The sequence below is a fragment of the Thalassotalea castellviae genome, from assembly GCF_031846185.1.
Taxonomy (GTDB): Bacteria; Pseudomonadota; Gammaproteobacteria; order Enterobacterales; family Alteromonadaceae; genus Thalassotalea_H; species Thalassotalea_H castellviae.
In genome coordinates this window covers 1-22,574 of record NZ_JAVRIF010000009.1, presented here as the reverse complement: position 1 = coordinate 22,574, position 22,574 = coordinate 1, and the positions used below count along the sequence as shown (strand labels likewise).

Here is a 22,574-nt window from a genome sequence, read left to right as displayed (position 1 = left end):
TTAGGAGTTTATTATGAAATATCTTCAGGTGAAAAATAAAATCCGCCAGTCATTATTCAATCAAATAGTGACGTTTTCATTGTTCACGATAAGCTTAGCCAGTTTTTCAGTCCAAGCTTTATATTATCAAGAAGGGCAAGACAAAGGTCATTTAGTGAGTGTTGAATTGGCTAAAACAGAGCTAGTGAATCCTACTATGTGGTTGCCGGGTAATGTCGTTAGTCGAAAGAATTCACCTATTTCTGCAGAGCAAACGGGACAACTATTATGGATTGAGGATGTTGGCAAGCAAGTAAAAAAAGGAGATTTAATTGCTAACATCGACAATAGGCATTTGAAATTACAATTAGCAAGACAGCAAGCGCAAGTTAAACAACACCAAGCGAATGTTAGCTACTTAACTAAACAACAAAAACGACTTTCTACTTTAAATCAAAAAAATAACACTTCCCTCAGTGAACTTGAACGGATAATCAAAGATTTAGCCATAGCTAAAAACGAAGTGATTGCGCTTGAAATGCAGGTAAAACAAACGGAGCTTGATATTGAAAAGTCTGCGATAAAAGCGCCATTTTCAGGGAATATAAGCCAACGTTTCGCTCATCTTGGAGAATTAATCACATTAGGACGACCGTTAATACAACTTGTTGATACCAAACATTTAGATATAAAGGTTTCCGCTCCATTGGCGATAGCAAAATTTTTACAAGCAGATGCGCAAGTATTAGTGAAATGGCAAGATAAATTAATTGAATTACCGGTTAGAACTTGGAGTAAAGCTGGAGATCAAATATCACGTACTTTTGAAGTAAGATTAGCAGCAGATGACTTAAACTTAATTGCTGGTTCGGCTGTAACTGTTTCGTTGCCTAAGCAAAATAGTAAGCAAGCGACTATGGTTCCAAGAGACGCGCTGGTACTTAGAGAAAATGAAACTTTCGTGTTAACGGTAAATGAAGAAAATCAGGCGAAAAAAGTTAATGTACTTGTCGGGCAGGGCGTTGGACGTTGGGTTTCTGTTATCGGTGCTTTAGGTGAAGGCGAGCAAGTGGTTGTCAGAGGCGGAGAGCGATTAAGTGATGGCCAAAAAGTCAGAAAAGATCAGGCATTAGCGGTTACCGCATCAACCCATTTATAAGCTTTTAACGGCTAAATAGTCTTGGTATTTTGGGCAATAGACTTTGCTTGTTATGCTAGGTACAAGGTTCATTGCATTTTAATTAATGAAACCTTGTACGAGACATTCGCTCATACAGCGTAGCGTAAAGTAAAGTCGAACAGTATATAGGGTAAAGCTTTGATTTAATGTAAATTTTGGCTTTTATATACTTCTATTCTATTTCGACCGTTTTCTTTAGCAAGATACATGGCGCGATCCGCATCGTTAATGAGTTCTTCAAAGGATTGATGCTTTTCATTAAAGGTAGCAATACCAATACTAAGGGTCATATTAATTTCTTTATTGTCAACGGACATACAATGACGCGCTAAAGAGTCTTGAATACGCCGTGCTGTTTCTAATCCTCCAGCAATATCGCAATCTGGCAGTATTATGACAAATTCTTCACCGCCATATCGACCTAAAAAGTCAATTTCACGGATCTCTTTAGTACAAATTTCACAGATATGCATTAATACTTCATCACCGACTAAGTGACCATATTTATCATTAAATTCTTTAAAAAGATCACAGTCGAGTAGAATAATCGTTAAATTATTCTGTGAACGTTGTACCCGTGAAATTTCGATATGACCGCGGTCGAATAAAGCTCTGCGATTTGCTACTTTGGTTAATGGGTCTGTATTTGAAAGCTCTTCTAGCACATGAGTTCTTTCTTCAACAACTTGTTTCATTACCTGTAAAGAAACCGTTGTTTTACTCAACTTTTCATTCATGGCATTAAAAGCATTCGCAATATTTTCAAATTCTTGAGAATGATTTGATAATTTTATTTCTTCAAAGTGGCCACTGTGATTAGCTTGAAAAGCATCTTTAATTTCATTCATAGAAGTTTTAAATACCTTCGTTAAATGATGAGCGCCAAAGGTAAGTAGGAAAATACACACCGCTAATATAATCACAATAATTGCAACTTCCTGTTTTAACACATGATGAATATTTTTTTGGGCGATAGTGGATAATTGTTCAGAATCACCTCGAATGGTTTCAAGTTGAATAATTAATCGATTTTTTAAGTGGGCTTTAATCGCTTCACTGGCATTATGTAACTTATTTTCGTTAATTTTTTGAAATAAGCGTATCACACTAAGGTTTTGGCTATTGATACTGTTTTTTAATGTTTGTTCTTGCGGAGTGAGTGTCGGGGAATCTTTCAGGATCATGGCCAGTTTTCGTTGAGAATCATGCCATGTAGAGGCGTTATAATTATCCTTATAAATATCGTTATTAATGATCAATTGTTTTAATATGTTGGTATGAGTAACAAGGTTTTGTGCGTAGTTTTCTTGTTCGATTGCCTGTTCAATGACTTCTGATGAACGAATAATACTAGCCACTAAGAAAATAAATATCATGCAACAACTTGCGGTGAAAAAGTATATGCGCTGGGTGAGGCTCATTTTCATTTTTATATCCTTATAAAATGACGTTAAACAGTCCGTTTATCGGCTAATATTCACCGCACTTGGGTTAACTTGCAGTATCGCTCTGCTGTCAACAAACTGATTCATGTTAGGCACTTGTTTAAATATATTTGAATGTGTTTCAGCAAGCCAAGCGGTTTGAGAATTTAAATTAAGCAATAATGATTGGTTTAATTCTAGTTTAAAAAGATAATCTGGCCATATCCAATTAATAAATTCTGTCGATAAATCAAGTTTACTGCTTATTATCTCTTTCGCTTTGTCAGGGTGAGAAGCGATATAGTTAATCGCGGTATTTAACCCCTGCAAAACACATGTTGCTTTTTCGATGCGATCTCTATCTGGGACTAATGATACTAAGTTAAAACTCAGTGTATTTAAGTTTTTTGTGTCATGAATAGTTACTTTTTTATCAAATATTTGTTTGCTTTGAAATGCGAATGGCTCCCAAGGAACTATAGCATCTACTTCATTATTCATTAAACCATCAACCAATTTCGCGGGTTCATAATGAACTAATGACACATCTTGTGCGTTTACACCATCAATGGCTAGTAAAGTACTTAAAAAGTATTCACTGGCGGTTTTTTTTGTTACGCCAATGATTTTTCCTTGTAAGGATGAAATCCCCGCTAGGTTATCATCAGAACGGGTGATGAGTTTGACATCATTATCAGATTGAGCAAACATTGCGTGTGTTACAAAGGGGAGTCGGTTTAAACTTTGAAACGCAATTACGGAATCTGAGCTAGTGGCAAAATCGACTTCTCCTTTAATCACTTTATTAAAGGCTACACCACCGCCTATGACGTCTTTAATCTCTACTTCTACACATGTTGAATCAAAAGCCTTGATCGCCGTTGCCACATAAAATGGCGCTGATAGAGGTGTTTTTGAAACGGCAATACTAACGGGGTATTTTTCTACTTGCCAAAACTTAGTTAAATTAACAACTAAGAAAATAACGCTCATGATTAACAGCAGTATCATGATAGAAAATGGAATGCTTTTTCTTCGCAAAGGTGATCACTTATAAATTTGGTTTATTTGATTATAGAAAAGATTCCATTTTTTATCTTTAATATGATTAACATTCCTAAAATAATTTGTAGAGAGTGTTATTTAAGGTATCGTGTTAAAGGTTTAAAGCTATCTCTTAGTAACTAACGGATTTACTTCTTTTGTTGAACCAAGCCAAGCAATAATAAAAGCTAATACAAAAGGTAAAACACGTTCCAAGACATCGCCTGGTGGTGGAGGGAAAAAGCTAAAAATAACGGTGGTGAAAAAACCAATCAATATTGCTAAAAAGGTGAACTTTCCAGAAATTATTCTGCCCATTAATATAATGATCACTAATGGCCCAAATGCGGCACCAAGAGCATTCCAAGCAAATAACACTCGGGTAAAAATATCTTCTGGAGCAAAAATAGCTAAACACATGGCAACGCCACACATTACGATTACCGTGACGCGTGATAACACTAAATTTTGTCGTGATTTCTGTGAACTGACATCATATGAAATAGCACTAGCGGCAACTAAGAGCTGGCTGTCTGCTGTAGACATGATGGCAGACAAAGTGGCAGCAACAACTATGCCTGCAAGTACCGGATGAAAGACTTGTTGCGACAACGTGACAAGTGCTTGCTCACCAGTCACGGGAGTTGCCAATAGAACTTTTGCACTCCACCCCACTAAAAGCATGCTAATAAAGATAATAACAGACCAACCAATACCAATATATTTGCCTTGTTTAACCGCTTTTTCATCTTTTAGAGCCATTAAACGATTAACAACATGGGGTTGGCCGGGGTTACCCAATCCAATGCCAAAAGTGCCTAAAACAAAAAATAACGCATAAATACCTTGATGTTCACCAAACCAAGTTAATTGCGTTTCATTAAAAACCAATTGCATTTGTTGCCATAATTCGATGGGACCACCAATTGCATAGATAGCGGCAGTTGGGAGCATAATCGCTGTTGCTACCATTAATAAACCTTGTAACGTATCTGTGATGCTAACCGCCCAAAAGCCGCCTAATAAGGTATAAATTAAGATGATAACCGTGCCAAGCATGATACTGTTGTTAGCACTCATCGCAAAAGTGTCGCTAAACATATTTCCAGCTGCTTGAAATTGTGCCGCGATATAGAAAGCAAACGAAAACACGATACATAAGGAACATAGCCATAAGATGGCTTTACTATGCGAACGTCCTTGAGCAATAAAGTCACTTAAGGTGACCGACTTTTGTTGTTTGGCTTTTTTTTGCATACGAGGCGCGAGCCATAACCAGTTAAAGCTATAACCTAAAACGACTGATGGGACTATCCAAATAGCTGATAAACCGAGTAAATAAGCTGCGCCGCTCATTCCTAACAATGACCACGCTGAAGAAGCACTTGCTGCTGCACTAATTGCCGCGACCCAAGGGCCTAATTCTCTGCCACCGATAAAATATTCATCCGTGTTTGTCGTGCGTTTATTACTCCAAATACCAATGGAAATAAGTACTATTTTGTAAATAATCAGAGTTATTAATACGGTAGTTTGATAGTCCATACGGGGTTATTATTCTTTTGAGTCGTTACTCCGTTTTAACATTATCGAACGTAGAGATAAATACTTGCAGTTGAGATTGCTTATTTTTATAACCGATAAATCGTAATAATAAGTGTTGTGGTATGACAGTTTCGTACTCTAAAACCGAGAGTTTTTCAAAGTCGTTATGTGTATACAAAGTCTCTAGCGAGTTATTAGCAAAACAAATTAAAGGTTGATGACGTTTATTCGCATGGTTAAGCAATAAAGAAGCGATACCTTGATGTTGAAATTTTTCATCAACCACTAAAGCATGTAGAAAATAATGACGAAATTGTTCAGCAATTTTAGATACCATGACTGCGGCAATGATCGTGTTGTTTTTTTTTACGAAATAACACTGGTCGTGTCCTAAGAAACTGGCAGAATAATGTTGTGCTTTATAAAAGTGCAATAGCGCTTTTTTATCAGACTTTTCTGCTTTGGTTATTTTCATGATTGATAATGGTGTGTTAATTCATTGCACTATAGTAACGTTTTTTTATTTCATTTAACTTTTGAACTGTGCTTTTTAGCAAAATAGTTAACAAATAAAGATAAATACATTTAAAGTATTGTCATAAAATGAGTAACATAAGCCATATCACTTAGGTCTGATATAACGACAAGCTGAACGTGAGTTTATTGTAACTTATAACTTTCTCTTCATTTTATGTGAACATGTGCTATTGATAATAGGTAGCCATGCTCAAGGATAGGATTTTAGCAACTCAGATGAGCGGCAATTGATTTTTTACTGTGTTAGGTAATTGATTTGATTCGTTTTAACCAATGATTAAGTACTATTCATACTTTTCGAGCAATTAGGAGTTTATAAGTAAATGGTAACCCCTGAATTATCAATTATTGTATTAAATCTATTTATAATTTTAGTGGCATATATTTCTATTTACCCTAAATTAGCAGGCAATAGTTTTAATAAAATTTCATTTTACGATATTTTTGCCTCAGGGTTTTCATTGGTATTGGTCGGTTTTAACTATTGGGAAAGTTCTTATCAATTTAGTTTGCTGGTGACTAAAACGAATTGGTTTTGGTTCACTTTTATTAGTTACGCCATTATTGAAATACCTATTATGATTTGGTATTTCAAAAAGCGAAAAGTAAAAATAAATATAAAGTTAGCCAAGAAATGAAGCAAGAGTACTTACGGTTAGCTGATTCGTTTTTGCGCATAACATCCACTCAGTTGACGATGTTATGAGTCAATATTCTATTAACACGATTGTCTGTACCATTTTTGCTTTAGTAGCATTTGCGGGAAATTCAGTACTCTGTCGGCTTGCTTTAGGGGAAGATACCATTGATGCCGCCAGTTTTACCATAATACGTTTGTTGTCGGGCATCATTACCTTATTACTTGTTATCTTCATTGTGAGAAAAAAACACACCTCAAAAACCTGCCTACCTCTTTGTTATGGGAATTGGTCTGCAGCCGTTTTGTTATTTATTTATGCCTTAGCATTCTCTTATGGTTACAACACTTTAGATACAGGCACTGGTGCATTAATTCTATTCGGTGCTGTTCAAATAACGATGATTATAATCAGTGTTTTTAAGGGCAATCGACTACATTTAAGTGAATGGCTAGGGTTAGGCGTAGCCTTTAGCGGTTTTGTATACTTAATGCTTCCTAGCATAACAACCCCGTCGGTAATGGGGTTTATCTTAATGACGATTTCAGGTGCTGCTTGGGGAGTGTATACATTAGTAGGTCGGGGATCCAAACACCCGCTTTTTGATACGGCTTTTAATTTTTTAAGAACTGTTCCATTGCTAATAGTGCTCATTTTTTTTACTTTCGATGATTTTTCTGTCACATCCAATGGTGTGTTATTCGCGGTTTTATCGGGTGCTCTTGCTTCCGGGCTAGGTTACGCCGTGTGGTATGTTGCGCTTAGGGAGTTAACAGTTACACAAGCGGCAGTTGTCCAGCTATTTGTCCCTGTTATTGCCACTTTGGGTGGTGTTATATTTACCCGTGAAGTATTAACGCTACAGTTAATTGAAGCGTCTGGTTTAATTCTCGGTGGGATTTTTATGGTCATCTTAGGTAGACGTTATTTTGTTACACCTCTAAAAAACTAATGATAACCCTAATAAAGTTAAAGGCTTAATAAAAGTGTATTGAGTTGATGTCGTCAATAAACCTGCTAAAATTTTAGTAAGAGTATAAAGTTTATACTTGTGAAATTTATCGCCGTTCGTGCTATTTAGTGCTTATGGCCTAATAAAAATAACGATTTAAGGGCATATTTATGTATCAAACTATTATTTGCGCAATAGAAGCAAGTGAAGAAGGCAAAGAAATACTCGAAAAAGCATACAAACTTGCGCAACTGCATAATGCTAAGTTATTCGTTACTCATGTGATCCCCTATTCAATATTGCCAAAAGATTATCAAAAAGAATTGGAAGAAAATGCATTACCTGAAATTGAATCAATCACTTCTTCTTTCGATATTGATAAAAATCACATTACGATTAAAGTTGGCAAAGTTTACGAACAAGTTTGCTTATTAGCAGAAAAAAAACATGCAGACTTAATTATTCTTGGCACTCATTCAAAAAAAGGCTTGAATGCGCTGATTGGTTCAACGGCTAATGCTGTAGCAAACTATGCAAAATGTGATGTGTCCCTAATTAAAATATAATTGTAGCTCTAAATTATATAAATCTTACTTGAATGATTTTAACGTTATAGGATAAAAGCCGATGGGTTTTTATCCTATTTTGTTTATTTTAATGATAATTTATTTGTTTTAATTATTTTCTCTTGTTGGTATATCGATGAATGTATTACTGGTAGTCATAATAACAACCCTACTCGCTGGTTTAGCGATGGCGCTAGGTGCGACATTAGCTTATTTTGAAAAAATTGATAACCAATGGGTAGAAGAAGATATAAGGCATGGCGTGATGGCATTTGGCGGGGGAGCATTATTGTCTGCCGTCGCCTTGGTATTAGTGCCTGAGGGGATTGCAAACTTATCCCCTTTATCGGCTTCATTCTGGTTTATACTTGGTGGCGTTAGTTTTATGATGCTTGATATTTATCTGATAAAAATCAATACTCCTGCTAGTCAATTAGCGGCAATGCTTGCTGATTTTATACCTGAATCTATTGCTTTAGGAGCCGCATTTGCAACAGGACATAGTAACGCCATGTTACTTGCAACGTTAATTGCCTTACAAAATTTACCAGAAGGCTTTAGTGCCTTTCGTGAGCTTAATACCGGTGCTGCTTTTAAGCCTAAAAAAGTCATTTTACTGTTTTGTTTAATGGCAACTTTAGGTCCTATTGCTGGGATAATGGGATACTTTTGGTTATCTGAATCTCCAGTCGCTATTTCCATTATTATGCTTTTTGCTTCTGGTGGAATTCTTTATTCTATTTTTCAAGATATCGCACCACAAGTGAAACTGGAAAAACATTGGACACCACCTATGGGGGCTGTTTTAGGTTTTGTTTTTGGTATGTTCGGCTTGATGGTCAGTTCTTAAATAAATGTGCTAGTGGGATCACAAACTAGGCTAACAGCAAATGTAGCTCAATTAATTGAGTAAATTCAGACATTTTCATACGAGGAGTATTTGTAAATATGGATGTTTCTAGACAAGTTAATCGATATTTAGTTTTATCTGGACTATTAAATACAATTGCAGCCATTTTGCATTTAGGTTGTATTTATTTTGGTGCCTCCTGGTATCGACTATTCGGGGCAGGTGAAGAAATGGCATTAATGGCCGAACAAGGTAGCAATTATCCTACGATCATTACCTTCGCTATTTTTTCTGTATTGTTTATTTGGGCTCTGTATTGTTTCTCTGCGGCTGGATTAATCAAAAAACTCCCATTCACTAAGTTCGTTCTCGTGCTTATTACATCCATTTATTTTATACGAGGATTTATTGGCTTTATCTTTATCTTTATGCCGATAGGGCGCAGTTCAGAATTTTGGTTTTGGAGTTCTTTTATTTGTATCACCTTCGGTGTTTGTCATGCATTAGCTTTAAAAACAATGGACAAGCATTAAGCCACGGTTAAATTGTTAAAAGTTCAAAGGACATTTCTCCCCATCATGTACTGCTTTTTTGGTCTAAACGGTCATAGTAGGTGATGATTTTTACGACGTCGCTTTTGTTGCGACTGAGCTGACTTAGTCATGTTTCCTCTTAAAACATTGAGATCAAACGGATCAGTGACATCACTTTCATCATAATTAACTGTTAAGATAGTTTGTCACCCAAATGGTTATCTTTAAAATCTTTCGGTGCGTTAACCTTTAATACTCTTCTTGACTTTATCAATTTAAAACAAATGATTGTTGGTTTTTTATACGATATGCGTTAGTTTTAATCAGGGTGACAGGTTTTTGCGAGTAGTTTGGTTTTATCTGTCAAATTATCGTAATGGGAGGTGTTTATGGATCGAAAGTTTATTCTCACTGCATTTGGTTATGCAATTCTCGGCTTGGGTTTAGGCATTTATATGGCTGCTTCAAAAAATAATATTCAGCACGTAACACATGCTCACTTTATGTTAATTGGTTTTTTATTATCTTTTGTCTATGGTTTATGCCACAAACTATGGCTAAATAACTCAACCTCGCGGTTAGCAAATGTTCAATTTTATGTTCATCAAATAGGCTCGTGTATAACCTTAATAGGCTTGTTTTTACTCTATGGCCAGTTTGTGCCATTTGAAATTATAGACCCTATATTAGCGATAGCATCACTTGCTGTTTTTCTCGGTGTTATTTTAATGAAAATTGAATTTGTCAGATGTACTCGTCAAAAATAAAAACTCATTTGTCAGGTAACGTTATTATTTTGATAGTTGTTTTTATGGGTAAACGTTAAAAAAAATTAACGGACTCTGACAGTGTAGTTAACTAACTATCATGTGTTTATTAAGTAAAAGCGAACTGGGAGGATTTATGATACATAAAGCCAAAGCCATATTAATTATTACAGTTTCGCTGTGGGGGCTCATTGGTGCGGTTCAGAATGTTATCGATTGGAACGGTACTATTGGTGCCGTAGGCGCGGTGACATCAATGTCTACCATTCAAGGAGGCAAAGAAAGTTGGCAAGCCACTGATAGCACAATTGTCATTTTAGCTGGTGCTTTCTTTATTGTTGCATCTAAGCTGGTAAGCGCAAGTTTATGCGCGATTGGCGGGTTTAAGATGTGGCAAGCACAACAAAGCGATATAAAAGCTTATAAGCAAGCAAAAGAGCTGGCTTTAACTGGATGTGCGATTGCAATTTTCATGTTGTTTGGTGGTTTTATTGTCATTGCTGAAAGTTGGTTTGAATTATGGCGCTCTCAAACGATGTTAGGGCCCGTACTTCAGTCTGCTTTTCGATATGCAGGTATGATAACTCTGATCGCAATCTTTGTTTCGTCTAAAGAATGACTTTTGACATTTATTTGAAGCTTCAAGTAGGTTTTAAATAAACATGAATTTATCATTATAAGCATTGTATTAAACTTGATATAAATTGGAGGATTTGTCATGGAATTTCACAAACATGGATTATCCATTGGCATAGAAAGGTTTGATAAGGATTTTTTCCTGTCATTAAAAGCCGTTGGTAAATTAACACATGAAGACTATGAAATAATTACCCCCATGATTGACTCAGCACTCTCGCAAGTAAAAGACCCGAAAGTAGATGTGTTAATTGATGGTACTGAATTACAAGGTTGGGAATTAAGGGCTGCCTGGGATGATTTAAAACTTGGTCTGAAACATAACAACGAGTTTCGTAAAATAGCGATTTACGGTAATAAGCATTGGCAGGAAATTACTGCGAAAATAGGTGCATGGTTTATGTCGGGTGAAGTGAAATATTTTGACGATGTTAACGATGCACTAAGTTGGTTAACACTTAACGAAAAATAACTCACTAAACACTGTGCATTAAGAAACTTTTGCAGCAAGGAATTTATGAAAAAACTACTGTTAAGCTTAATTCTTATGTTAATGACGGGCTGCTTAGGTATGCCACAATTAGTGCAACCCGTTAATCATTTTGAGCTCAATAAATATTTGGGGAAATGGTATGAAATTGCCCGTTTAGAACACTCATTTGAACAAGGTCTTAGTAAGGTTTCGGCAGAATACTCTTTACTCGAAGACGGTGGGGTGTCGGTGATTAATCGTGGCTTCTCTACTGAAACACAAACGTGGCAAGAAGCAGAAGGTAAAGCTTATTTTGTCAACGATGAAACACAAGGCTATTTAAAGGTCTCTTTTTTCGGTCCCTTTTATGGGTCATACGTGGTTTTTGAGTTAGAGAGAGATAACTATGATTATGCGTTTGTTTCTGGACCAAATCATGATTACCTTTGGTTATTAGCGAGAAGTCCTTCAGTAAGTCAAGAAATCAAGACAAAGTTCGAAAAAACTTCAAAAGATCTTGGTTTTGATATCCGTAACTTAATTTACGTCGAGCAAAACTAATAAACATTCATAGCCATTATTAGGCAAGTCTACATTTCCTTTTTTGAGACTAATGAATTAGTGCTTTTGTGCTTTATCAAGGTATAAGTTTATTTTAAGCATTAAGCTTAACCAGTTAAAAAGTCGCTATGCGACAATGGTGTTTAAGTGAATATTCAACAGTTTAGCAGTAATCGCTCTGGAAATAGTTTTATAGCAACAATGAACCATGTATTATTTGAACGAGAAAGCCGCGTCTTGGAATTAAACTGACCCATGGAATTAGAAATCAATATCATTGATGCCTTTACCGATGTTGCATTTAAAGGCAATTCAGCCGCAGTCATTATCACAGAAGAGTGGTTGCCTGACAGTCTTATGCAGTCAATTGCAACGGAAAACAATTTATCGGAAACGGCTTTTGTTAAACAGCTATCACGACAAGAATATGAAATAAGATGGTTTTCACCGATCACTGAAATAGATTTCTGCGGACATGCAACTCTGGCAGCTTCATTTGTTATATTCGAAAAAGATTTGAGTATTCAAACTCTACGTTTTTATGCGAAAGCTGTTGGTCATTTATCGATTAATAAAGCGGAAAATGGCTATATTGAAATGATTTTTCCGAGTAGGGCACCGAAAGTGTTGCATGATATTCCTTCTGCGTTATTAACAGGGGTGTCGATTCAACCTGAAGAAGTGTTGTTAAACGAGCAAGCTTATTTTGTTGTATATGAAAATGAAAATGAGGTAAATGCCGTCGTTACTGATAATGACTTACTGAAACAGCTTGCTCCTTATGATGTTGTGGTTACCGCTCAATCAACCGAATATGATTTTGTTTCCCGATATTTTTGGCCTGCTAATGGCGGTGAAGAAGATCCAGTGACAGGTTCAATTCATACTGGTTTAGCGCCTTATTGGTCTGAAAAACTAGCTAAATCTAAGCTCGTTGCATACCAAGCATCAAAGCGTGGTGGTGAAGTTATCTGTCATGTGATTGACAAGAAGGTTGCTATATTAGGCAAAGCAGTAAAGTACTTAACGGGCACAATAAACGTATAGAACTTCTTCTTTTAAACGATTTATTTATAGCGCAAAATACCGTATTGAAAGACTTATTTTCGTTTCAATTATCATTAACTGTTAACAATATATTTGTCTGAAAAGGAGTAACTGTGATTTCTAAATTGCCCAAATGGGTAGAGTATGGTGCTTTTATACTATCATTTGTCGCGGGTTATATAAATTCGATTGGGTTATTAGGTTTTGAACATAAAGCTGTGTCACATTTATCAGGCACAGCTACCTTACTTGGTATTAATATTATCAATGCAACCACAGGGTCATTTTTTCATATTTTACTGATATTAGTCAGTTTTTTAGTGGGCGCTACTTTATCAGGTTTTTTAATCCGCAGTAGTGCTCTCAAATTAGGTCGCCATTACGATACGGCGTTATTTTTAGAAGCAATTTTAATACTTATTTCAATTCCGCTTTTATCAAGGGGCTATCTGATAGGTCATTATGTCATATCAACGGCATGTGGTTTGCAAAACGCGTTAGCTACTTCATATAGTGGAGCGATCATCAGAACAACCCACTTAACAGGAATATTCACAGACTTAGGCATATTAATTGGAGCAAAATTTCGCGGAGAAGCCTTTGATAAAAGAAAGTTTTTATTATTTTTATTGATAATTTCAGGCTTTATTCTTGGTGGCAGCTCTGGTGCATATTTTTATTATCAATTTAATTTTCAATCATTGTTTCTACCGACATTAATTTGTATATCAATTGCTTGTGCATATCGTCTTTATAGCGCGAAATCAGTGTCTTGAACTACTAGTCTTTAGGCATAGAATGCTTAGTCTATAAACGGTTCTTGGGCATGGTTTGTGAATTATGTATTAAAGTGGATTTAAATGTTAGCTGGTGATTGTAAAGAACAATTAAATTACTAAAATGATTTTATTATCGGCTATAGAATCATTTTTGTGTTTAACTATCTGAAATTTATATAAATAGCTAAAAGTGATACCTATTGTTTTTTTATCAACATCGTGTTAAATATTTAAATAAAAAACATTTGTTTACTTTTAGTTAACATTACTTGTGCTACGCTTAAATAATAAACAGGGATTGGATAATTCCTTCATTGAAGAAGTTAATGAGTATTTAGGCTTTATATTTTGAAGGTAGTTCATGAAGAGTTTAACGGGCGTCACACTACAAAGCTTGCTTGAAAAAGCCAATATTGGTGTTGTCATTCATAACTGGGACACTAAGGTAGTATATGCAAACCCTGTTGCTCTAAAGCTTTTGAGGTTAACTCATGAGCAAATGATCGGCAAAGATGCAAAAGATCCTCAATGGCGATTTATTGATGAAGGTTATCGTCCAATTCAGCCTGAAAATTACCCCGTTTCTCTTGTTAAAAGATTCAAAACACCATTAAATAATGAAGTTTTAGGTGTGGTTGATAGTAAAAATGAGCAACCTTCTTGGTTTATGGTTAATGCGTATCCAGAGCTTTCAAACACGATAACAGAAAGCTTTCTTGTGGTGACGTTTAATGATATTTCAGAACAGAAAAATTTATTTTCTTATAGTGCAATCGTCGATAATGCTAAAGATGTCATCATAGTTACCGAAGCAGAGAGTATTGAAGCTCCGTTAAGCCCACGAATTGTATATGTGAATAAAGCGTTTGAAGCGCTTACCGGTTATACAAAAGATGAAGTGATTGGTGAAACACCACGGATTTTACAAGGAAAAGATACCGATAAAGCCGAGTTAGCAAAAATTAGACATGCTCTAACAGAAAAAAAGTCTATCAAGAGCACCATTCTTAATTACTCTAAATCAGGCCACCCATATTGGCTTAATATGGATATATTTCCTTTAACGAATAAATACGGAGATGTAACCCATTTTGCCGCCTTAGAAAGAGATGTTACTAGTGACAAATATTATGCTGAACAATTAGAAAGTAAGAATAAAGGATTAAAAGAGATCAAGGCGAACCTTGAAAGCATCATCCGTGAAAAGACTCAAAAACTGCATGATGCCAATAAAAAATTATATCGACATGCTTATTATGATGATTTAACCGATATACCTAATCGACGAAGTTTTACCGAACAAGCTGTTAAGCAATTTAGTCGGGCTAAACGCGAAAATTCAGTCATATTATCAGGGTTAATAGATATTGATTTATTTAAACGATTTAATGATACCTATGGTCATGCCATTGGTGATCAAGTGCTAGTCAGTGTCGCAACATCGTTATCGTCCTTTTTTCGTCAAGAAGATGTTTATGGCCGGTATGGCGGTGAAGAGTTTGCCTTTTGTATTTTAATTTCAGACCAAAATAAAGCGTTAGATATCTGTGAACGATTAAAAGATAAAATGGCCCAGTCGATGATAACGCTCGAAGATAACACTGAGTTGTCTGTTACTGTAAGCATTGGGGTGAGTGTAGCTACTGCCGACAAAACAACTAATTTAACAGATGAAATAATTAAAGCAGATAAAGCCCTTTACGAAGCGAAGAATAATGGCCGCAATTGTGTAAAAATTAGTGAATAATCTTAGAGCGCTTACTATTTATTTATATCAACTAGTCAAAGTTAGTCCGAAATATAAAGTAAGTTATGAAGGAAAGTAAGGGGTGAACTGTAGTAGTTCATATCTGATTTAATTTTGGTTTTGACTTTGACTTAACCCTTCAGTTGATTAGCTCAGCAAAAATTCGAAAACGGACATTTCACTCATTAGTTTTATAACTTCTTGGTGCCAGCAGCAGACAATGGTAACGCAAACAGGAACCGCTAAAACAATGCGAAGTTGCATATAAGCGGTCCTACTGACTGACTTTGTTAACCTGTCATTTTATTTGTCACTATAAGAGTGATGGTTATTGGGATTTGTTTTTAATATATAAGTTGACCAAACGTATGGCCACGGGATAACTAGCAGATCGATAATAATCCCGATTGAGTTAGATCTTATTAGCCCAGCCGCCACCGGATCAATTTGTCCTGCAGACCAAAGTTGCAAACCAACTGCCAACATCCAAATTACTTTATAAGTCAATTGCATAAAAAGCAAAGGTAGCATTTTCAGAGGCTGCCAAACTCCTAAAATAGACAATAAAGTAAATGCTCCCCAAAAGCTAAATGCCACCCCTTGCAAAGGATCCCATACTTCATTCGGGTTGATGATTGTCGGCCATATCCTATAACCAAATACAACCACAATAAGAAGGTAAACCGTTCTTAGTATATTTATTCGTAATTTTGATACTTCTACTTTCATAATTTCCCTCATGAGTTCTAATAGAGTAAGTTTCCTTGGCCACTGAAGCAAAGTATAAGCCAATGCTTAACTCTTTGATATTGAATGGGAATTACTCTAAATTAACAAGTCGTAAGGAGTTGGTTTTACAACTTTATAGTCGTTTTAACCACAATATTAGGATTAGTGTAAGTTTAAATTTCTAGTAAAATATAAGATATTATCTTTGTTATACTTACTTGAAAGTAAATGAAAAATATTATTGTGAGTAGCGATATGTTGATAGTCTTCTATCTAGCTCAACTTTAAATACACTATTTTGTAAGTGTTCGCTCGTCGCTCTGATCTTTTGTCGGTAGCAATAAAGATCAATGTCAGCTTTTAGCGCTATTTCTCTATAAAGGCGAAACTAAAATTATGTTTGAATCATTAAAACAAGATGTTATCTCTTTAAAGCAATTTATTTTTCGATTGTTTCGTTTTTTTATATTCGCTAGTGTATTTCTCTTATTAGGTTTAATTCCTGGGGTTATTGGTTTTCTTTTCATTGAAGATTTACGATTAATTGAAGCGTGTATCAATGCATTATCTTTATTAGGTGGTTTAGATTCACCATATCCACTGAACTCCCACGTTGGTAAAGTCTTTACAGCAGTATATGGCCTTTTCATTGAGACTATTTTCTTGTTAGCAACCGCAACTTTATTAGCACCGATAATTCATCGAGTTATACACAAAATGCATGCACAGGCGAGACAATGACTTTATTAATTTTATTTGAAAATGCCTTTTATTTAATAAATAGTTAACGTGGATGTTAGCGAACTAGGAAAAAGTTGAAAGGAAAGAGATTGATAAATAACAAGACCGAAAAGCCTAGGTTTTTCGGTCTTCATTGGTTGAATCATTTGAGTAATTCAATCTCATGTAGTTGAGAAATCAACTACACATTATTTTACTTTCATGCCTGGTTTAGCACCACCTTCAGGATTCATTATCCATAAGTCTTTACCACCTGGACCTGCCGCTAATACCATACCTTCAGACATGCCAAAACGCATTTTACGAGGTGCAAGGTTCGCTACCATAACCGTTAACTTGCCTTGTAAGTCTTCTGGTTGATAAGCCGACTTAATCCCTGCAAATACTTGACGTGTTTCACCGTTGTCATTGGAGTCTAATGCAAGCTCTAAACGAAGTAATTTATCAGCACCTTCAACATGCTCTGCTTTGATTATTTTCGCAATACGTAAATCAATTTTGGCAAAATCGTCGAACTGAATCTCAGGGGCGATAGGATCGGCACCCAAAGGGTCGGCAAGGGCGGCTGAATTATCGATAACTTTTTCCTTTTTAGCCTTTTTCTTCTTTGGTTTTTCTTCTTTAACAGACTCTCCGCCTAAACTTTCTTTAGAGGCATCTGTCATGGCATTAATTTTATCCATGTCTACGCGCTGTAAAAGTGCTTTAAATTTATTAATTTTATGATCGGTCAAAATAGTTTTATGACCTTCCCAAAGTAATTCATCATTTAAAAAGCTTTCTGTGCTTTCTGCTAACACCGGCAACACTGGCTTTAAATAAATCATTAAGGTTCTAAATAAATTAATACCAAGCGAACAAATATCTTGTACTTCTTGTTGTTTAGTTTCATCTTTGATTAATTGCCAAGGTTCTTTTACGGCAATATATTCATTAACTTTATCGGCAAGCGCCATAATTTCGCGCATCGCTTTACCAAATTCACGATTTTCATAAAGTTCAGCTAAACGATCTCCGGCGGAAGTTACTTCATCGGCAAGCGCTTGATCATCGATATGAGTTGATAACATGCCGTCGAAACGTTTGGTAATGAAGCTTGCACAACGAGAGGCAATATTAACGACTTTACCGACTAAATCAGAGTTTACACGTTGTGCAAAGTCTTCAAGGTTTAAATCTAAATCATCAATGCGGTTCGTTAATTTTGCCGCATAGTAATATCGTAAATATTCTGGATTTAAATGCTCTAAGTAAGTTCGACCTTTAATAAAAGTCCCTTTAGATTTAGACATTTTTGCGCCATTCACGGTCACAAAACCATGGGCATACACTGAAGTTGGTTTGCGGTAACCTGCACCTTCTAGCATGGCAGGCCAAAATAAACTGTGGAAATAAATAATATCTTTACCGATGAAATGGTAAAGCTCAGCGTCGGAGTTTTCTAGCCAGAAACTGTCAAAATCAATGTTTTCCTTAGCACACAGGTTTTTAAAACTGCCCATATAACCAATTGGCGCGTCTAACCACACATAGAAAAATTTACCCGGTGCATTAGGAATTTCAAAACCAAAGTAAGGTGCATCACGACTGATATCCCATTGTTTTAAACCTGATTCAAACCATTCGCTAAGTTTATTAGCCATTTCTTCTTGTAATGAACCACCCGTTGTCCAGTCTTTCAACATTTGTTCAAAAGCCGGTAAGTCGAAGAAATAGTGTTCAGAATCTTTTAGAACTGGTGTTGCACCTGATACAACAGAACGAGGGTTAATCACCTCTGTTGGCGAATAGGTGGCACCGCAGTTATCACAACTATCACCATTTTCATCTTCACTTTTACATTTAGGACATGTGCCTTTAACAAAACGATCAGGTAAAAACATGCCTTTTTCTGGATCATATAATTGTGAAATCGTACGTGTTTTAATATGACCGTTAGCATGTAGCTTGTTATATATCTCTTCGGCAAACGCTTTGTTTTCATCACTGTGCGTTGAATGATAATTATCGAAACTGATATGAAAATCATTAAAATCGCGCATATGTTCATCACGAATGCCAGCAATCATAGCTTCAGGTGTTACACCTAACTCTTGCGCTTTAAGCATAATAGGCGTGCCATGTGCGTCGTCAGCACAAACAAAATAAGTTTCATTACCACGCATTCGTTGAAACCGAACCCAAATATCCGTTTGAATGTGTTCAAGTAAATGACCTAAATGAATGGAGCCATTCGCGTATGGGAGGGCACAAGTAACAAGTATTTTACGTTTGTTAGCCGTTGTTGTTGTACTAGATTGCGAGTTTGATTGCATAGGTGTCTTCAGTTCTTTTGCCAAACAAAAAATGTTTACGATTTAAGGTGGTAATTATGGGGGGAATGGTACAGAATTTATCAACATTTTTCATTAAGAAATATCGGCATTTAATCGTAAATATCGATATATATTCTTATATTTTTCTAAAATAAGTATTTATCGTATGTTTTCTAAATTATTTTCATCAAAATCAGTACCTAAAGAACAGCAAATTGTGATTGAAAAATTTTATCAAGAATATACAAGCGACTTTTTTCCAAATGGTATCGCCACAATTTGCCAATTAGAGCAAATCGTGATGATTGATGGCCATATTACATTAACTTTAAAAGTACCATTTGCCTGTGAAGATGAATTAAAACATTTTGCAGAATCTTTACTTGAAACCCATCAAATATCAATTATTGTTGATGGTCAACTTGATGTCATCAAAATTAAAAAGCATCAAATCCCTGGTATTAAAAATATCATTGCCATTTCATCAGGGAAAGGGGGAGTTGGTAAATCAACGACTACGGTAAACCTGGCTTATGCTCTTCAAGCGCAAGGAGCTCGTGTTGGTATTTTAGATGCAGATATTTACGGACCCTCAATACCCAAAATGCTTGGGATAGAAAATGAAAAAGTCACCTCCAATGATGGCAAATTAATGACCCCCATTGAAGTAAATGACTTATCGGCTATATCCATTGGCTTTTTGGTTGACAAAGAAGACGCCACGATTTGGCGAGGACCAATGGCCAGTAGAGCCTTTGGTCAGCTTTTAAATGAATGTGCGTGGCAAGATATCGATTATTTACTGATTGATATGCCACCTGGTACAGGGGATATTCAGTTAACTTTGGCACAGCAAGTACCCGTTTCTGCAGCCGTGATTATTACAACGCCACAAGATATTGCTTTAGACGATGCTGCTAAAGGCATTGCAATGTTTAATAAGGTTGATGTTCCTGTTTTAGGAGTGATCGAAAATATGAGTTATCACCTGTGTGATCATTGTGGTGAAAAATCGCATTTATTCGGCAGTGGTGGCGGTGAACGATTAAGTGAAGAATTTAAGACTAAGTTATTAGGTCAATTGCCGTTAGATATTACAATTTGTCAGCATGCTGATAGCGGTAAATCGGCATTGCTTGAAAATAGCTCTGGTGATATTGCTATACAATACCGTAGAATAGCCGCCAAAATAGCCGCTGATTTATTTTATCAGTATGATGTGCGTAGCCCTCAAACGAGCGAAATACTTTTTACACAAATTGATTAACGTTAATCGATTCGTCATTTTATTGAATAATAAGTGAAAATATACCCATGAGACTTTGTGATAGCGACATAGAAAAATTAATTGAACAAGAGCGTATTGTCATCTCGCCAAAACCTGATGAAACCATGATTTCAGGTGTAAGTGTTGATATTCGACTTGGCCACGAGTTTCGGGTTTTTCAAGATCATACCGCGCCTTATATCGATTTAAGTGGGCCAAAAGAAGAAATGCAAAAAGCAATGAACTCGGTAATGAGTGATGAAATAGTGATCCCCGATGGTGAAGCTTTTTTCTTACACCCAGGAGAGTTAGCATTAGCGGTAACGTATGAGTCTGTTACTTTACCGGACGATATCGTAGGATGGTTAGATGGCCGTTCTTCATTAGCGCGCCTTGGCTTGATGGTACACGTAACGGCACATCGAATTGATCCAGGTTGGTCAGGGCAGATCGTCTTGGAATTTTATAATAGTGGTAAACTTCCACTCGCACTTAGACCAAAAATGAAAATTGCAGCGTTAAATTTTGAAACGATGTCTGGCAGTGCACAACGACCTTATAACAAAAGATTAGATGCCAAATATAAAGGGCAGATGGGGGCCGTTGCCAGCAGGATCAGCGAAGATGAACGCTCAAAATAAATAAAGTTTTACTATGAATTCTCGGTTGTATTATTATCAAAACGTCAAAATCACAGGCGTTTTTTATAAGCGCTTTCAATAACTGTTTATATTAAGTATTTTACGAATTAACGATGTTTGAAAAGTCGTTAACCGATTTATGATCAAGTGTTATGGGTTGTTCTTCAATATTTGCAACACATTGCTCTAACGCTTTTATTAATTTTGCTCTATCGTGATAGTGTTCGATATTATGATTCGCGAGATCGCAATTTAATACCGGTAAAATATCAGACTTAACCTCGTTTCCATGAGCAATGACGCTATCAATTGGTAAACATCCAATATTTTCTTTAATCCACAGTAGCTTTTCATCTAAGGTAAGTTGCGAGGAAGGGCTTTTCTCAGGAACAATATTTTCAATAAACACGCAGTGTGCTTTACTGTTTTTAATGCCATTGACAATATCTCTCACTAAAAGAGGAGGAACCACACTGGTGAGAAAACTGCCAGGGCCTAAAATAATGAGGTCGGCATTAGCTAACGCTTCGTTACAATGGGACAAGGTTTTCACCAAGGGAGCTAACATTAAATTTTTTGGCATGACTGGCATTTCATCGACGGATAATTCACCAACTCGACAGCGGCCTTCAGGATAAAAAGCCATTAAATCAGTTGGCGTTTCTGACATAGGTAATACCGGAGTTTTGACTCTAAGTAGACGACGTACCAATTTAATAGAGTCAAGAGGGCGAGATTGAATTTGCCCTAAAGCAAAAAGGATTAAGTTACCTAAGTTATGACCGCCAAGTTCATCTTCACCGTCAAAACGAAAATCAAATAGTTGGCTGCCGATAGAGTCTTTATCAACTAACTGAGTTAAACAGTTTCGTAAATCTCCCCATGCAATAGTACTACTACGTTTTCTTAATCGACCCGTGGAGCCGCCGTTGTCTGTTGTCGTAACAATACCAGTCAGTTGTTTTTCCAAAAAGGAAAGGGTAGATAACACACGTCCTAAACCGTGACCTCCGCCTATGGCAACAACTTTGATATTTTTTAATTGCATATATTATTTTTATAACAGAGAGATAACATTAACTTTACCGCTTTTTATTAAAAAAATAAAGTAAAAGGCTTATTTAGCTAAGGTTGAACGGGAGTTTTGTTTTATAAAATTTATTTTTAAACTATCATTATCTCAGAAGAAAAGTGTAATTTTGCTTGAATGAACAAGACATCATTATTTTTTTAAAGAGATTATTGAGATTAAGCACTTGAATATACAAAAAATAGTCAAGTTGTCGTTTATATAATCAGTTAATTAACTGTCAGTAAAAAAATAGCCTTTTATCTAAAATAAGGGTTGACAGTGAAAGGGCTGCTGCTTAGAATGCGCCTCGCTTTCGATGAGTAGCAGTACACTTTTCGAATTCTGAAATATAGGTACTAGGCCATCGATATTTCAGACAAGCGGGGCTATAGCTCAGCTGGGAGAGCGCTTCGCTGGCAGCGAAGAGGTCTGCGGTTCGATCCCGCATAGCTCCACCATCTTTTAAAGAGGTGTTTTTAACATTTCTTAGATAGTTTTATTAGTTGTCTCTGTTGAAAAACGTTGATTAACTAATTTGTGTCCCTATCGTCT

Annotated in this window: 23 protein-coding genes and 1 tRNA gene; 17 read left to right on the top strand and 7 right to left on the bottom strand. The window is 36.0% G+C overall.

The window, feature by feature from the left end; genetic code table 11:
* Nucleotides 1-13 precede the first annotated feature (13 nt).
* On the top strand, nt 14-1,138 hold the full coding sequence (locus tag RM573_RS14375) for an efflux RND transporter periplasmic adaptor subunit (protein WP_311583541.1): 1,125 nt from the start codon (nt 14-16) through the stop codon (nt 1,136-1,138).
* Between the two features lie 164 nt (nt 1,139-1,302).
* On the opposite strand, the gene RM573_RS14370 is transcribed toward RM573_RS14375, so the two are convergent.
* The 4 genes from RM573_RS14370 to RM573_RS14355 form a co-directional block, all read right to left on the bottom strand.
* The gene (locus RM573_RS14370) at nt 1,303-2,535 is read right to left on the bottom strand and encodes a diguanylate cyclase (RefSeq protein WP_311583538.1); all 1,233 of its coding nucleotides are present in this window, start codon (nt 2,533-2,535) and stop codon (nt 1,303-1,305) included.
* A gap of 87 nt (nt 2,536-2,622) precedes the next feature.
* Nucleotides 2,623-3,576, bottom strand: coding sequence for an ABC transporter substrate-binding protein (locus RM573_RS14365; protein WP_311583536.1), 954 nt, complete (start codon nt 3,574-3,576; stop codon nt 2,623-2,625).
* Between the two features lie 177 nt (nt 3,577-3,753).
* Nucleotides 3,754-5,172, bottom strand: coding sequence for a sodium/proline symporter (locus RM573_RS14360; protein WP_311583533.1), 1,419 nt, complete (start codon nt 5,170-5,172; stop codon nt 3,754-3,756).
* 25 nt (nt 5,173-5,197) lie between these two features.
* A complete protein-coding gene (locus RM573_RS14355) occupies nt 5,198-5,647 on the bottom strand; it encodes a GNAT family N-acetyltransferase (RefSeq protein ID WP_311583530.1) in 450 nt (149 codons plus the stop codon).
* A 385-nt stretch (nt 5,648-6,032) separates the two neighbouring features.
* Between RM573_RS14355 and RM573_RS14350 the strand changes: the two genes are divergently transcribed.
* The 12 genes from RM573_RS14350 (at nt 6,033) to RM573_RS14295 (ending at nt 15,257) form a co-directional block, all read left to right on the top strand.
* The gene (locus tag RM573_RS14350; RefSeq protein WP_311583528.1) at nt 6,033-6,347 is read left to right on the top strand and encodes a hypothetical protein; all 315 of its coding nucleotides are present in this window, start codon (nt 6,033-6,035) and stop codon (nt 6,345-6,347) included.
* A 64-nt stretch (nt 6,348-6,411) separates the two neighbouring features.
* Entirely contained in the window at nt 6,412-7,299 is an 888-nt protein-coding gene (locus RM573_RS14345) for a DMT family transporter (protein ID WP_311583525.1), read from the top strand.
* 170 nt (nt 7,300-7,469) lie between these two features.
* Entirely contained in the window at nt 7,470-7,865 is a 396-nt protein-coding gene (locus RM573_RS14340) for a universal stress protein (RefSeq protein ID WP_311583521.1), read from the top strand.
* A gap of 136 nt (nt 7,866-8,001) precedes the next feature.
* Entirely contained in the window at nt 8,002-8,715 is a 714-nt protein-coding gene (locus RM573_RS14335; protein WP_311583518.1) for a ZIP family metal transporter, read from the top strand.
* Between the two features lie 98 nt (nt 8,716-8,813).
* Nucleotides 8,814-9,248 carry a hypothetical protein gene (locus RM573_RS14330; RefSeq protein WP_311583515.1) on the top strand — a complete coding sequence of 145 codons (435 nt, stop codon included), beginning with the start codon at nt 8,814-8,816 and terminating at the stop codon, nt 9,246-9,248.
* Between the two features lie 389 nt (nt 9,249-9,637).
* Nucleotides 9,638-10,015, top strand: coding sequence for a TonB-dependent receptor (locus RM573_RS14325; protein WP_311583512.1), 378 nt, complete (start codon nt 9,638-9,640; stop codon nt 10,013-10,015).
* A gap of 136 nt (nt 10,016-10,151) precedes the next feature.
* Nucleotides 10,152-10,634 (top strand): DUF2165 family protein, encoded by a 483-nt coding sequence (locus RM573_RS14320; protein ID WP_311583509.1) that lies wholly within the window; start codon nt 10,152-10,154, stop codon nt 10,632-10,634.
* Nucleotides 10,635-10,733: 99 nt separating this feature from the next.
* The gene (locus tag RM573_RS14315) at nt 10,734-11,123 is read left to right on the top strand and encodes a SpoIIAA family protein (RefSeq protein ID WP_311583507.1); all 390 of its coding nucleotides are present in this window, start codon (nt 10,734-10,736) and stop codon (nt 11,121-11,123) included.
* A 45-nt stretch (nt 11,124-11,168) separates the two neighbouring features.
* Complete coding sequence (locus RM573_RS14310; RefSeq protein ID WP_311583503.1) at nt 11,169-11,684, top strand: lipocalin family protein; 516 nt, start codon at nt 11,169-11,171, stop codon at nt 11,682-11,684.
* 255 nt (nt 11,685-11,939) lie between these two features.
* A complete protein-coding gene (locus RM573_RS14305; RefSeq protein ID WP_311583501.1) occupies nt 11,940-12,731 on the top strand; it encodes a PhzF family phenazine biosynthesis protein in 792 nt (263 codons plus the stop codon).
* A 113-nt stretch (nt 12,732-12,844) separates the two neighbouring features.
* Entirely contained in the window at nt 12,845-13,507 is a 663-nt protein-coding gene (locus tag RM573_RS14300; protein ID WP_311583498.1) for a YoaK family protein, read from the top strand.
* A gap of 364 nt (nt 13,508-13,871) precedes the next feature.
* Complete coding sequence (locus RM573_RS14295) at nt 13,872-15,257, top strand: diguanylate cyclase (protein ID WP_311583495.1); 1,386 nt, start codon at nt 13,872-13,874, stop codon at nt 15,255-15,257.
* A 303-nt stretch (nt 15,258-15,560) separates the two neighbouring features.
* Here RM573_RS14295 and RM573_RS14290 read toward each other — a convergent pair whose 3' ends face one another.
* The gene (locus RM573_RS14290; protein WP_311583493.1) at nt 15,561-15,986 is read right to left on the bottom strand and encodes a hypothetical protein; all 426 of its coding nucleotides are present in this window, start codon (nt 15,984-15,986) and stop codon (nt 15,561-15,563) included.
* A 396-nt stretch (nt 15,987-16,382) separates the two neighbouring features.
* Between RM573_RS14290 and RM573_RS14285 the strand changes: the two genes are divergently transcribed.
* A complete protein-coding gene (locus tag RM573_RS14285; protein ID WP_311583491.1) occupies nt 16,383-16,727 on the top strand; it encodes a hypothetical protein in 345 nt (114 codons plus the stop codon).
* 188 nt (nt 16,728-16,915) lie between these two features.
* Here the strand turns inward: RM573_RS14285 and metG are convergent, their stop codons facing one another.
* Nucleotides 16,916-19,042, bottom strand: coding sequence for a methionine--tRNA ligase (gene metG, locus RM573_RS14280; RefSeq protein ID WP_311583488.1), 2,127 nt, complete (start codon nt 19,040-19,042; stop codon nt 16,916-16,918).
* 166 nt (nt 19,043-19,208) lie between these two features.
* Here metG and apbC point away from each other — a divergent pair, with 166 nt between their 5' ends.
* On the top strand, nt 19,209-20,309 hold the full coding sequence (gene apbC / locus RM573_RS14275; RefSeq protein WP_311583484.1) for an iron-sulfur cluster carrier protein ApbC: 1,101 nt from the start codon (nt 19,209-19,211) through the stop codon (nt 20,307-20,309).
* A 47-nt stretch (nt 20,310-20,356) separates the two neighbouring features.
* Nucleotides 20,357-20,950 carry a dCTP deaminase gene (gene dcd, locus RM573_RS14270; protein ID WP_311583481.1) on the top strand — a complete coding sequence of 198 codons (594 nt, stop codon included), beginning with the start codon at nt 20,357-20,359 and terminating at the stop codon, nt 20,948-20,950.
* A 100-nt stretch (nt 20,951-21,050) separates the two neighbouring features.
* On the opposite strand, the gene RM573_RS14265 is transcribed toward dcd, so the two are convergent.
* A complete protein-coding gene (locus RM573_RS14265; RefSeq protein WP_311583479.1) occupies nt 21,051-21,998 on the bottom strand; it encodes a gluconeogenesis factor YvcK family protein in 948 nt (315 codons plus the stop codon).
* A gap of 406 nt (nt 21,999-22,404) precedes the next feature.
* Between RM573_RS14265 and RM573_RS14260 the strand changes: the two genes are divergently transcribed.
* Nucleotides 22,405-22,480, top strand: a tRNA-Ala gene (locus RM573_RS14260).
* Nucleotides 22,481-22,574 lie beyond the last annotated feature (94 nt).

What these genes read in the sequence shown, in the direction of transcription:
- RM573_RS14375 (WP_311583541.1), top strand. Translation starts at nt 14, where the DNA reads ATGAAATATCTTCAGGTGAAAAATAAAATCCGCCAGTCATTATTCAAT.
- RM573_RS14370 (WP_311583538.1), bottom strand. Translation starts at nt 2,535, where the DNA reads ATGATATTTATTTTCTTAGTGGCTAGTATTATTCGTTCATCAGAAGTC.
- RM573_RS14365 (WP_311583536.1), bottom strand. Translation starts at nt 3,576, where the DNA reads ATGAGCGTTATTTTCTTAGTTGTTAATTTAACTAAGTTTTGGCAAGTA.
- RM573_RS14360 (WP_311583533.1), bottom strand. Translation starts at nt 5,172, where the DNA reads ATGGACTATCAAACTACCGTATTAATAACTCTGATTATTTACAAAATA.
- RM573_RS14355 (WP_311583530.1), bottom strand. Translation starts at nt 5,647, where the DNA reads ATGAAAATAACCAAAGCAGAAAAGTCTGATAAAAAAGCGCTATTGCAC.
- RM573_RS14350 (WP_311583528.1), top strand. Translation starts at nt 6,033, where the DNA reads ATGGTAACCCCTGAATTATCAATTATTGTATTAAATCTATTTATAATT.
- RM573_RS14345 (WP_311583525.1), top strand. Translation starts at nt 6,412, where the DNA reads ATGAGTCAATATTCTATTAACACGATTGTCTGTACCATTTTTGCTTTA.
- RM573_RS14340 (WP_311583521.1), top strand. Translation starts at nt 7,470, where the DNA reads ATGTATCAAACTATTATTTGCGCAATAGAAGCAAGTGAAGAAGGCAAA.
- RM573_RS14335 (WP_311583518.1), top strand. Translation starts at nt 8,002, where the DNA reads ATGAATGTATTACTGGTAGTCATAATAACAACCCTACTCGCTGGTTTA.
- RM573_RS14330 (WP_311583515.1), top strand. Translation starts at nt 8,814, where the DNA reads ATGGATGTTTCTAGACAAGTTAATCGATATTTAGTTTTATCTGGACTA.
- RM573_RS14325 (WP_311583512.1), top strand. Translation starts at nt 9,638, where the DNA reads ATGGATCGAAAGTTTATTCTCACTGCATTTGGTTATGCAATTCTCGGC.
- RM573_RS14320 (WP_311583509.1), top strand. Translation starts at nt 10,152, where the DNA reads ATGATACATAAAGCCAAAGCCATATTAATTATTACAGTTTCGCTGTGG.
- RM573_RS14315 (WP_311583507.1), top strand. Translation starts at nt 10,734, where the DNA reads ATGGAATTTCACAAACATGGATTATCCATTGGCATAGAAAGGTTTGAT.
- RM573_RS14310 (WP_311583503.1), top strand. Translation starts at nt 11,169, where the DNA reads ATGAAAAAACTACTGTTAAGCTTAATTCTTATGTTAATGACGGGCTGC.
- RM573_RS14305 (WP_311583501.1), top strand. Translation starts at nt 11,940, where the DNA reads ATGGAATTAGAAATCAATATCATTGATGCCTTTACCGATGTTGCATTT.
- RM573_RS14295 (WP_311583495.1), top strand. Translation starts at nt 13,872, where the DNA reads ATGAAGAGTTTAACGGGCGTCACACTACAAAGCTTGCTTGAAAAAGCC.
- RM573_RS14290 (WP_311583493.1), bottom strand. Translation starts at nt 15,986, where the DNA reads ATGAAAGTAGAAGTATCAAAATTACGAATAAATATACTAAGAACGGTT.
- RM573_RS14285 (WP_311583491.1), top strand. Translation starts at nt 16,383, where the DNA reads ATGTTTGAATCATTAAAACAAGATGTTATCTCTTTAAAGCAATTTATT.
- metG (WP_311583488.1), bottom strand. Translation starts at nt 19,042, where the DNA reads ATGCAATCAAACTCGCAATCTAGTACAACAACAACGGCTAACAAACGT.
- apbC (WP_311583484.1), top strand. Translation starts at nt 19,209, where the DNA reads ATGTTTTCTAAATTATTTTCATCAAAATCAGTACCTAAAGAACAGCAA.
- dcd (WP_311583481.1), top strand. Translation starts at nt 20,357, where the DNA reads ATGAGACTTTGTGATAGCGACATAGAAAAATTAATTGAACAAGAGCGT.
- RM573_RS14265 (WP_311583479.1), bottom strand. Translation starts at nt 21,998, where the DNA reads ATGCAATTAAAAAATATCAAAGTTGTTGCCATAGGCGGAGGTCACGGT.